Annotated in this window: 3 protein-coding genes; 1 reads left to right on the forward strand and 2 read right to left on the reverse strand. The window is 40.4% G+C overall.

Annotated features, from left to right (window positions below; all coding sequences use genetic code 11):
- Positions 1-996 precede the first annotated feature (996 nt).
- A complete protein-coding gene (locus tag G466_RS0105175; protein WP_026812697.1) occupies positions 997-8,217 on the reverse strand; it encodes a PKD domain-containing protein in 7,221 nt (2,406 codons plus the stop codon).
- Between the two features lie 747 nt (positions 8,218-8,964).
- Between G466_RS0105175 and G466_RS0105180 the strand changes: the two genes are divergently transcribed.
- A complete protein-coding gene (locus tag G466_RS0105180) occupies positions 8,965-9,708 on the forward strand; it encodes a tyrosine-protein phosphatase (RefSeq protein WP_026812698.1) in 744 nt (247 codons plus the stop codon).
- Positions 9,709-9,857: 149 nt separating this feature from the next.
- Here the strand turns inward: G466_RS0105180 and G466_RS0105185 are convergent.
- The coding region (locus G466_RS0105185) for a putative Ig domain-containing protein (protein WP_026812699.1) at positions 9,858-10,889 on the reverse strand (1,032 nt) is incomplete at its 5' end.

Consider the following 10,889-nt stretch of genomic DNA (forward strand, 5'->3'; position numbering starts at 1 on the left):
ATAACTTATGTTCGATTTAACCCTAATGAAAAAATGAGGAGAGTGTAATCCTGGAGGAATACTATTAAAGTTAAGAAGAAATAAAAATCAATTTTCAAATAGAATTGTAAATCAGGTAAGTTGATTCAATTAGACGATTAAATGCTGAAATTGTTCTTTTTAAAACCTATACGACCAACACTCAAATTCCTGCACAAATTGACCTAAGCGTACAATTACAACCAAGTAGGTTATAAAACTAATTTGGCGGAAAGTGGATAAAAACAATATTTTAACTACTTCCTTTTTTATAATAAAAAACCAAAAATTATTTACTACATATTTTAAATGGATTATAGCATCTTAGGCCTATTTTAAAGTAGTAAAATTCCCTTTAAATCTAGAAGTATATTACATTTTTATAAGGTGATAAATGTTGTTATCTATCCTAATACTACATCATCTACACGGATGTAATTTTAGACTACATCCTTAGACATTTCATAAAAATAATCAGCTATAATTTTGGATCTATTCTTTTTTTATTCGTTTTAAAAGAGAACAGTTGAATTGTTTATTTGTGATTGGTACTGCAGTTGGTAATGGAGGAATAAATAGAATAAACCATATTAAGATAACAAATATATGTACATCCTAATTTCTTAAAACAAACACTAGCGCCGTTCTAAAACTCAATTGACCAAAGGCCTATGTCTTAATTGTGCAATACGCTTACTATAATCTATAAATTTTAATGCAATTAGAAGCAGCTATTTCAGCTTATTTAGAATGGGATTAGAAACCAAAAAAACTGGATTTGTGTTACAAACCAATTATTCCCTCTAAAGCAGGAATAAAATAATTGGTTTTCAGTCTTATCATAGGCTATCATTGAAAAAACATGTATACAAGTACGGGTACAGAACAAAACCTTCAGCTCTTGATTTTCCTATTGTTTTAGGAAAGTGACCAAAAAGTATCTTTATATTTTTTTAAAATTAACAGTACACGTATTCCCTACCTATTGATTATTAATTTATGTCTAGAACTAATACCATTGTTGGTAGTAATATTAATAATATACAATCCGCTTTCAATATGCGAAACGTCATAACTACTTACCCCGCCTAACGATTTAGATTCCAACGCTTTGACCCTTCCTATCAGGCGACCACCTATATCGTGGAGACTGAAAGCTATTATTTCCAATGAACTGTCCCATAATGTTACAACCACGATTGAATTTGCAGGATTAGGTGCAATGCTTACAATATGCATCGATTTTGAGACATCTTCACTATTTTCAATTTGAATATTAGAGGAAACCGTGGAAATTGCGTCAGCTCCTTTTGATGCGACTCCCTGTGGACCATTAGTACCACTATCACCCAATACCTCGATAGCATTGATGATAGGGTGTTTAACACCTCCATTCCCCGCAAGGGAGGAGAAATCAAGATCTAGGATCCCGCCCGTTACAGTTACCGTGTAGGACTTCACCAATTTGGTCTGCGCCCCTGCTTCGGCGTACACATCTAGGTTATCCTCTACCAATTGGCCTTCCATGCTAATATCGAACACACGACTGCCAACCCCTCCTGCACCTCCGCCAGTGGCTCCGAACCAATTCTCAGCAAAATGAAGTAGTACCGTGTACTGGCCATTGGGTACAGGAAGGTTATATCCCATGACCATACTGGAACTGTAGCGTAGGGTACGGTAAGGTTGGGAGAGTCCCGTTTGAGGACGATCCAATGAAGTACCTACATCAAAGTACTGGTCCGCTTCAAAAACATTCCCGTTATAGGTAGTCTGTGGTCCACCCGCATTGATCCTAAGGGCAAAGCTGTTGGTAGTTGGTGGAAGCACTGTTAGCCCAACCTCGTCAAAGGACGTATCGTTCTCATCATCTGTGACCGTCAACCTAAACACATAGCTGCCCTCCACCAGACTACCGGCGGTCAAGGAAGCTGTTGCAGTCCCGCTCAACACAGCAGTGGGACCGCTAATCTTGGTCCAAAAATAACTTACGGTACCTCCATCAGGGTCACTGCCCGTTCCAATAAAGGTGGTACTATTTGTGGGCAAGGTTATTGTCTTGTCGGCACCAGCATTGGCAATGGGCGCAGCGCCACCAGCGGGCTGGACCACAAGTGAAACGTCATCCGTACCTGTTTCGTTCTGATCGTCCGTGACCGTAAGCCTGAAAACATAGTTCCCTGCTACCAATCCACCCACAGTAAGATCTGGCGTATTCGCACCGCTCAAACTCGCCGTATTGGGACCACTGACCTGGGACCATTGGTACGTACTTATCGCACCACCATCGGGATCGGTTCCCGTTCCAGTAAAGGTGGTACTATTTGTAGGCAAGGTTATCGTCTTGTTGGCTCCCGCATTCGCAATGGGCGCAGCGCCACCAGCGGGCTGGACCACAAGTGAAAAGTCATCCGTACCTGTTTCGTTCTGATCGTCCGTGACCGTAAGCCTGAAAACATAGTTCCCTGCTACCAATCCACCCACACTAAGATCTGGCGTATTCGCACCGCTCAAACTCGCCGTATTAGGACCACTGACCTGGGTCCATTGGTACGTACTTATCGCACCACCATCGGGATCGGTTCCCGTTCCGTTAAAAATCGTACTATTTGTAGGCAAGGTTATCGTCTTGTCGGCTCCCGCATTCGCAATGGGCGGACTACTGGAACTACCGCTACCCAATACCTCGATACCGGATATCTTCGGATTTTCGATAACTTTTGAAAATTGAATTGTCGCAAATCCATCTGTTATAACCACCTTATTAAAAGTCTTTAGTAGGATGGTGGCAGGTGAAACCTCGGATAGGATGTCGAAATCAACAAGGACTGGATTTCCTTCTATACTTACATTGAATACTCGGGATCCAGGACCTCCAGGCTTACTACCTACACCAAAATAAAGTTCAGCAAAATGCAATTTAATATCATATTCTCCAGATTGGGGAACTGGTATTTCATAGGTAAAGGCACCATAGCGTTCCGTTTGGTAAAGCTCATCATCCTGGGTGCCACCAATGGCAACCGAAGCACTATATAAACTTCCCCCAGAAGCATATTGATCTGCAGCAAAATTATCCGTCCCTAGTGTTACCTGTGGTCCACCGGCATTAATTCTTAGGGCAAAGCCGCTTGAAGGTTGTGGAAGCACTGTTAACCCCACCTCGTCAAAGGAGGTGTCGTTCTCATCATCTGTAACTGTTAACCTAAATACATAGCTCCCCTCTACCAGATTATTGGCGGTCAAGGAAGCAGTTGTAGTCCCGCTCAACGCCGCAGTGGGACCGCTTACCTTGGTCCATAAAAAGTTTACGGCACCTCCATCAGGATCACTTCCGGTTCCGTTCAATATAATGTTATTGGTTGGTAATGTTATGGACTGGTCCGTACCAGCACTAACCAAAGGTGCAGAACTTCCACTGGTCTGCACCATAAGCTTAACGTCATCTGTACCTGTTTCGTTCTCATCGTCGGTAACTGTGAGTCTAAATACATAGGTCCCTGCAATCAATCCTGTTACGGTAAGGTTCGTGGTATTCTCCCCGCTTAAACTTGCCATATTGGGACCACTCTGTTGTGTCCATTCGTAGGAGACAATTACCCCGCCATCGGGATCCGTTCCCGTTCCATTAAAGGTTGCACTAGTAGTACCTGGCAAGGTTATGATCTTGTCGTTACCGGCATTTGCCAGCGGATTCTGACTTCCGCTGGTTATGGTAGTATTTTCATAAATACGTGGCTGCTTATGGACAGTCCATCCATTGGAGATCACATCTAGATCCCCGTCATTATCTATATCGGTAACCATAGCCCCATCATGATGTTCCAAGTTCAATGCTCCGTCATCAAGAATATGTGTTATCCAGGCTCCGGTACTGCATAGATCATTTTCAAAAGCGATCAAACGTCTACTACCTAACCACTCCCCCACCACAATATCTATATCCTGATCAAAATCGATATCGATCGCAAACACACTTAGACTACCAGTCACCGAGGTGCTCAATACATGTCTTATCCACGGCTGGGTAGGGTCTGCAGGGGCCTCGAACCAAGCGAATTCAGAGCGGTTAGTACCACTACCGCCAACTCCTAGTTGACCTACTACCGCGTCTAATCTCCCATCACCATTAAAATCCGCCAATTGAATGCGATCTGGAGTAGTATCGTAGGTTATCCCTGTAGAGAAAGTTGTCCATATTCCATTTCCATTATTTCTTAACCAATTTATGCCTTGGAAAAGATCTAGGTCTCCATCACCATCTATATCTCCCGCCTTTATATCCTCACCCGAGGAATCGTTGCTGATATTTACCAAAGTCCACATCCCCGTGGTTGGATCTGCTGATGGGGTTAGCAATTGAACTGGAGAGGCATAGTTTGGAGATTCTGCTCCATTCCAATTGATTGCCATTTGGTACGGACTTCCCAGACCAAAATTGCCACCAGCGATACCTGCCAAAAAAGGTTCGTAATACGTAGTGCTGCCTGCCGGTATGTTATTATAAACCGTAAAATTACCTGAGCCGTCATTTTTGGCCCATAACAATACCTTACTTTTGTATTCATTTCCTGCCCCAGATCCTAAGGCAGTACCTAGTAAGTCCATATGCCCGTCTCCGTCAAAGTCGTATACATGCACTACATTTCCAAAGTTCCCACCGATGGTGCTTTTAATCCAATTACCCGAAGCGGATCCAGGGTTTTTGTACCACCATCCTCCAGTAACTATATCCTTTAGACCATCACCATCCAGATCATGGTCTGGAATGGTATATACAGCTGTATAAGGATTTGTTCCCAATTGATGAACGGTCCAGGAATTAGGAAAGGAAGTGGCATTACATACTACCTGATCCTGAACATTAACTGATATTTCATCAAATACCCCTGTGGGAACGTGACCAACATCATAGAGTTCCAAAAGTATAGTATGACTTCCCAAACTTAGACCGTCAATAGTAATCGGACCATTATTATAATGCGGTCCCACTAATTGTCCGTCTATGGAATAATGCAAATGTGTTCCACCTTCCTCTATCGTCCAATTCTCTACCGAAAAATTCACATCAAACGTTTCATTAACATTCGCACCGTTAGAGGGGGATGTAATACTAATATTAGGAATATTACCAAATGTTGAGGGCGATAGGATTTCTATTCCCGATAGCTTTGCATTTTCAATAACCTTCGAAAATTGTATTGTGACAAATCCATCTACAACAGAAATGTTATCGAATTCTTTTCGCAGGGCGGTGGCTGGAGCCACCTCTGTCAGGATATCGAAATTCGCCAAGACCTGAGTCCCCTCTATGCTAACATTGAATACCCGAGATCCAGGACCTCCAGATTGAGATCCTACTCCGTAATATAGCTCTGCAAAATGCAGTCTTATATCATAATCCCCAGATTCGGGAACCGGTATCTCATAGGTAAAAGCGCCGTAACGCTCGGTTTGGTAAAGGGCATCGTCATTAGTTCCTGCAATGGGTGCCGATGAACTATATAAACTACCTCCAGTAACAAATTGATCCGCAACAAAATTATTGGAATCTAGGATCACTTGAGGACCACCTACATTAATCCTAATAGAACCAATGGTGGAAAAAGAGTAGCTTCCTGTTATAATTGCCAAACCTGAGATATTTTCTACATTACTTATTTGAAGGTTGTAGGTAGTATCTGGGTTTAAGGGGGAAACGGTTAGTACTACGGAACGATCATCTGGTTGCAAAACTGCGGAGGATATACTAATTCCATTATCCATAAAATAATTGGAAACTTGCGAGGCGGAAGTTTGAGTTACATATTCAGAAAAAACGACCTTAACTTTTGAAGTGTTGATGGATTTAACACTATTGACCAGCGGTGGAGAATTATCAATAGACACCCCGGCACCGATAAACTCCACAAAATTTACATCAAAAATATCTTGGCTGCTCGAATTACTCTTAAAGACGAAGAATAGATCATGCTTTCCCACCGGGGCGGTAAATGAAGATTCTATATACGTCCAATTGTTTAGACCTCCTGTAGTTGGAACAACAGTAGTAGACACCAGCGGACCATTAGTACTACCGGTCCTTAACTCAATAGTGCCGCCAACCATGGTGGAAGCCACTCGATACTTAACGGAATTTATATTAAAAAGATTACGTCCTAAAAATGAAATATAACTATTGTTGTCTACACGGATAGCCTCTACCCCACCTAAATCCGGATCTGTATTGGCAATGATTTCCACCCCACTTTGAGTATCATAATATTCTGCCTCCTTTCGCCTTGGGTGCATTTGGATCTGATCAAAAGCCTGTAGGCCACCTTGATCGGTATAATGTGTTCCAATAACATAAAAAAGATCCGCTCCCCCATCAATATCATGACCTTCATATTGTAGTGTCAAGGTCTGGGGACACCCATTTACAGTAGCCCCGTCATGAAAATGGTTCAAATGTCCCAAAGAGGGGACCACGGATACATTGGTACAATCTATGCCCGAATCGGTGCTACCATCTTCCAAATCACTGACGAATAAATCTAATATAATATCATCGCCCCAACCTACAAATCCACCATCCAATGGCGAGTTAAATGTAAAAGTGGCCGCGTTGTTTCCGGCGTGAATGGTTACGTTTTGCACACCCACACCACCCTTACCATCGTCTACCCGTAATTGAACATTATAGGTGCCGGCAACGGTAAAAGTATAAGATGCGTTCGCAGTGGTCGCTTCCACGGTTCCGTTAGTCTGAAAGTCCCATGCATAGGATAAGGGCGAATCCCCATTTGGATCTACGGTTCCAGTACTAGTAAAGTTGACTGTCAAAGGTAGGGAGCCACTGGTCACGTCTGCATTGATTACCACACTAGGTGGAGAATTGGTGCTTATTCCCGTATAATCGACCCTAACCAATTTACCCGTCCCTGAATTTTGGGGACAGCATCCAGTACCATACTCCAAAATATACAGATGGCCATCCGGACCTATCTTCATATCAATAAAGCCTTTGGCAGAACTTGGGAATACTGTAGGAGCCCACTTTTGATTGCTCAAAACATTCCCTGTAACGTCTATTTCTACTGCCCATATTTGACTCGTATTAAAATCATAATAGAAAAATAGACCGTCAAATTCTATAGGTAACCTTTGCTGATCGGTAGCGTTCCCATCATAATAATATCTAGGGCCCGCAAAGTAACTTTTGTGAAAAAATTCTATCCATGCTGGTTTAGCTTCAGGCAATAAAGTGGCACCTGTATTCCATTTAGAAGTATTTTCTGGTGCTGATGGATCATTGTAGTAAGGAGAAGGCGTTCTATAATTAACTTGGTACGGATCATTAAATGCCCCAGAAAAATAAGGCCACCCATAATTCCCCGCCTCTTTGGTTAAATTAATTTCATCCCGCCCTTCTGGACCCATTGCACTAGCTACATTAGCATCTGGCCCCACTTCTCCCCAAAATAGCCAATCTGTATTATCTTTGTCAACAAATATCCGATAGGGATTACGTGTTCCCATTACATAAATCTCTGGCAATCCACCAACACCTCCTGGGAATAGGTTACCATTAGGAATAGTATAACTACCATTCCCAGCATTTGGTTTAATTCGTATTATCTTTCCACGAAGATCATTCGTATTTGCAGAGGTCCTCTCTGCACTATTATTTGAGTTGCCCTCATCAATGGCCCCATAAAGACCATGATTAGCATTATCGCCAATTGCAATATATAGGTTCCCTTGTGAATCGAATGCCATATCACCCGCAGCATGATACGAATTAACTCGCTGAACTGGCCATTCCATCATGGGGACTTCAGAGGACAAATCCAAAATATCCCCATTCATACTAAACTGAGAGATTCTGTTAGCAGGAGTGGAGATTAGGGAATAATAGATATATATCTTCTGATTGGAAGCAAAATTTGGGTCAAATGCAAGACCTAGAAAACCATCCTCAAAACCGTGAAACACAGGTAAAGTACCTGCCGAAACGGTTGACTGTGTTAAAGGTTTATAGATCAATAATTCGCCATAGCGGTCTATTACAAAGATCCTCCCGTCTGGAGCAAACCTCATCATTGTAGCGTTCCCAAGCCCAGTAAGTAAATCCACTTTCTGAAACTCAGTTGGAAGTTGTGCTGTGGATTGATAAAATGCAAATTGTAATAACAGTACACAAATTACATTGCACATTGAAGCGCGGCTGATTGTTTTCTGTAGTATGAAAATACGATACCAAATTGCAATAACAAAAACAGGGAAAATTCTAATCTCATTTCTCATAATTAGGTAGAATTGAATATGACTGTGATCAAATTTTCCTTAATGAGAGGGAAATCGAAAATTTGAAAAGAAAAAAGGGGGAAGTAATATTCTTAAAAATACTGTGTTTTGTTAAAAAACCAATGGATTACAAGGTATTATCGATAAGGTGTCAATGTAGACGTTCAAATACTATAAACCTCATTTTCAGTTACTTAATCCCACAAAAAGACAAGAATAAACCTTATCATATAGTAACATCTAACTGTCAGAAAAATAGCCCTAATATGAATTGTAAGTAATTATTCATATATATTTTACAGAAAAGCGGCATTCTAAATCGATAGGAAAACAAAAATTTTATTCCAATTTAAAAGTCCGTGCTTGGAAATATAAACGTTATAAATCATTTCGAATTAAACACTAAAGAGGATTGATCTAACAATGCAAAAACAATAAAATTATTATTACTAGAACTAAGATTAGGAAAAAATAAAATAACATTATCATTCAAAATTAGTAAGGTTAAAATTATTTATAACCGTTGTGGTATGGGCATTAACAAAAAGAATATACAAGGGCCTCATTTTATTAACCTAGGAAAATATGAAATATGACATTTAATTCCATCGTCTTTTTCCCAAAAGAAGTACTATTTTTGGTCAAAATTTATTATTGATGTTCCATTTTTTTAGTAGGAAGAAATTTTTAATCGATCATCTTGGCAATTTTGTGGATATGCATAACCACATTTTACCGGGCATAGATGATGGTGCCAAGACTGTTGAAGATTCTTTTGCTCTAATAGAAGGATTTGCTTCTATAGGCATTAAGAAAATAATAGCAACGCCGCATATTATGCACAATTACTATCCAAATGATAGTGAAAGCATCCATAATGCGCAGAAGAAAGTATTAGATTATTTGTTGCAAAAAGGAATCAAAGATATTAGCCTAGATATAGCAGCTGAACATATGATAGATGCTAATTTTGAAATCCTATTAGAACAGAACAAGGAAATGTCCCTGCGAAATAGATATTTATTGGTCGAGATGTCCTATTTACAACCACCGATCAATTTTGACCAGGCTATTGAAAAAATAGCTTCCCACAGGTATTTCCCTATATTGGCCCACCCGGAAAGGTATAATTTTTTACATATCAATTCCTCCAAATTTCAAAAGTTCAAGAATAGTGGTATTTTATTACAGCTAAATCTGCTATCTCTAAGTGATTATTATGGGAAAGAGGTACAGAAAAAAGCGTACAAATTGTTACGTGATGGATTAATAGACTATGCTGCCTCCGACATACACAACCTACATCAATTTAAATGTTTAAAGGAGATGCAAATCAGCGATAAGCACCTTAAGTTGCTACTACCTGTAATCGAAAAAACAATCGATGATTTTTATTATTAACCAGTAAGAAACAAAATAGAAAATAAAAATACTGTTTCATCATACTTAAATTCCTTGCTCAAGGAAATTTAATATGTAACGGGAGGTGGAAATAAAAAAGGGGAGTAGCCTAAAATTTGGCTACTCCCCTTTTTATTCTCAACAGATTATTAATTCTTAACCAAAAGTCTCACCGGTAGTGATTTACCACTTTCCATAACCATGGTTATATAATAAACTCCATCATGCAACATTGCTATTGGTACAGCATAATGATCATTGACCAATTGCGGTGCTACGATAGTATTGATATATCTTCCTGTTGAATCGTGAATATAAATAAACTTCACCACTTCAGTCGGAGCGTTTAGTAAATATACTCGTGCCAATTCCCTAGCAGGGTTAGGCGCAATTATAACCTTCATTTTCTCTTCTTCTTTCTTATCCTTCACCGTTATGGTTATCACTTCGGTATCTTTTAAGAATCCATCAGAGACGGTAAGCTCTACTCTATAGGTACCTGGCTTTTCAAATATATGAACAGGATTAATCTCCTCACTTGTATTCCCGTCTTTAAAGTCCCATAGATAACCTACTATTTCTATATCATCAAAAGAATTACTTCCATCAAAAGAAACAGTAAGTGGAGCTATCCCTGAAGTTTCATTTACAGAAATAACAGCCACTGGTGCTTGGTTTTCTATAAACTCCATGATATTCCAAGTATACGAAACCATAGTAGACTCCACAGGAGTACCATTGTCCGTTACCGTTACCGCTACAGCATATAGACTGTTGGTTGAAGCGCCATTGGCGATTGTACCACTGATAAGTCCGGTGTTGGCATTTATACTTAGCCCACTTGGAAGACCAACTGCCGAATAGGTCAAAGCATCACCATCTGGATCCGTCGCAGTAACCTGTAAGGAAACTACAGCTCCTTCCACATTGTTCTGTACTCCAGGATTGGTCACCACAGGTGCCTGGTTCACTGACACTACTGTTACGTTCCAAGTAAAGGTCACCACAGTAAACTCCACAGGAGTACCATCGTCTGTTACCGTTACCGCTACAGCATATGGACTGTTGGTTGAAGCGCCATTGGCGATCGTACCACTGATAAGTCCGGTGTTGGCATTTATACTTAGCCCACTTGGAAGATTAACAGCCGAATAGGTCATGGCATCACCATCTGGATCCGT

This window comes from Arenibacter certesii DSM 19833 (genome assembly GCF_000429545.1).
Lineage (GTDB): Bacteria > Bacteroidota > Bacteroidia > Flavobacteriales > Flavobacteriaceae > Arenibacter > Arenibacter certesii.

Bases quoted from the DNA above. Each gene is read 5' to 3' on its own strand.
- G466_RS0105175 (WP_026812697.1), bottom strand. From the start codon at position 8,217: ATGTGCAATGTAATTTGTGTACTGTTATTACAATTTGCATTTTATCAA.
- G466_RS0105180 (WP_026812698.1), top strand. From the start codon at position 8,965: ATGTTCCATTTTTTTAGTAGGAAGAAATTTTTAATCGATCATCTTGGC.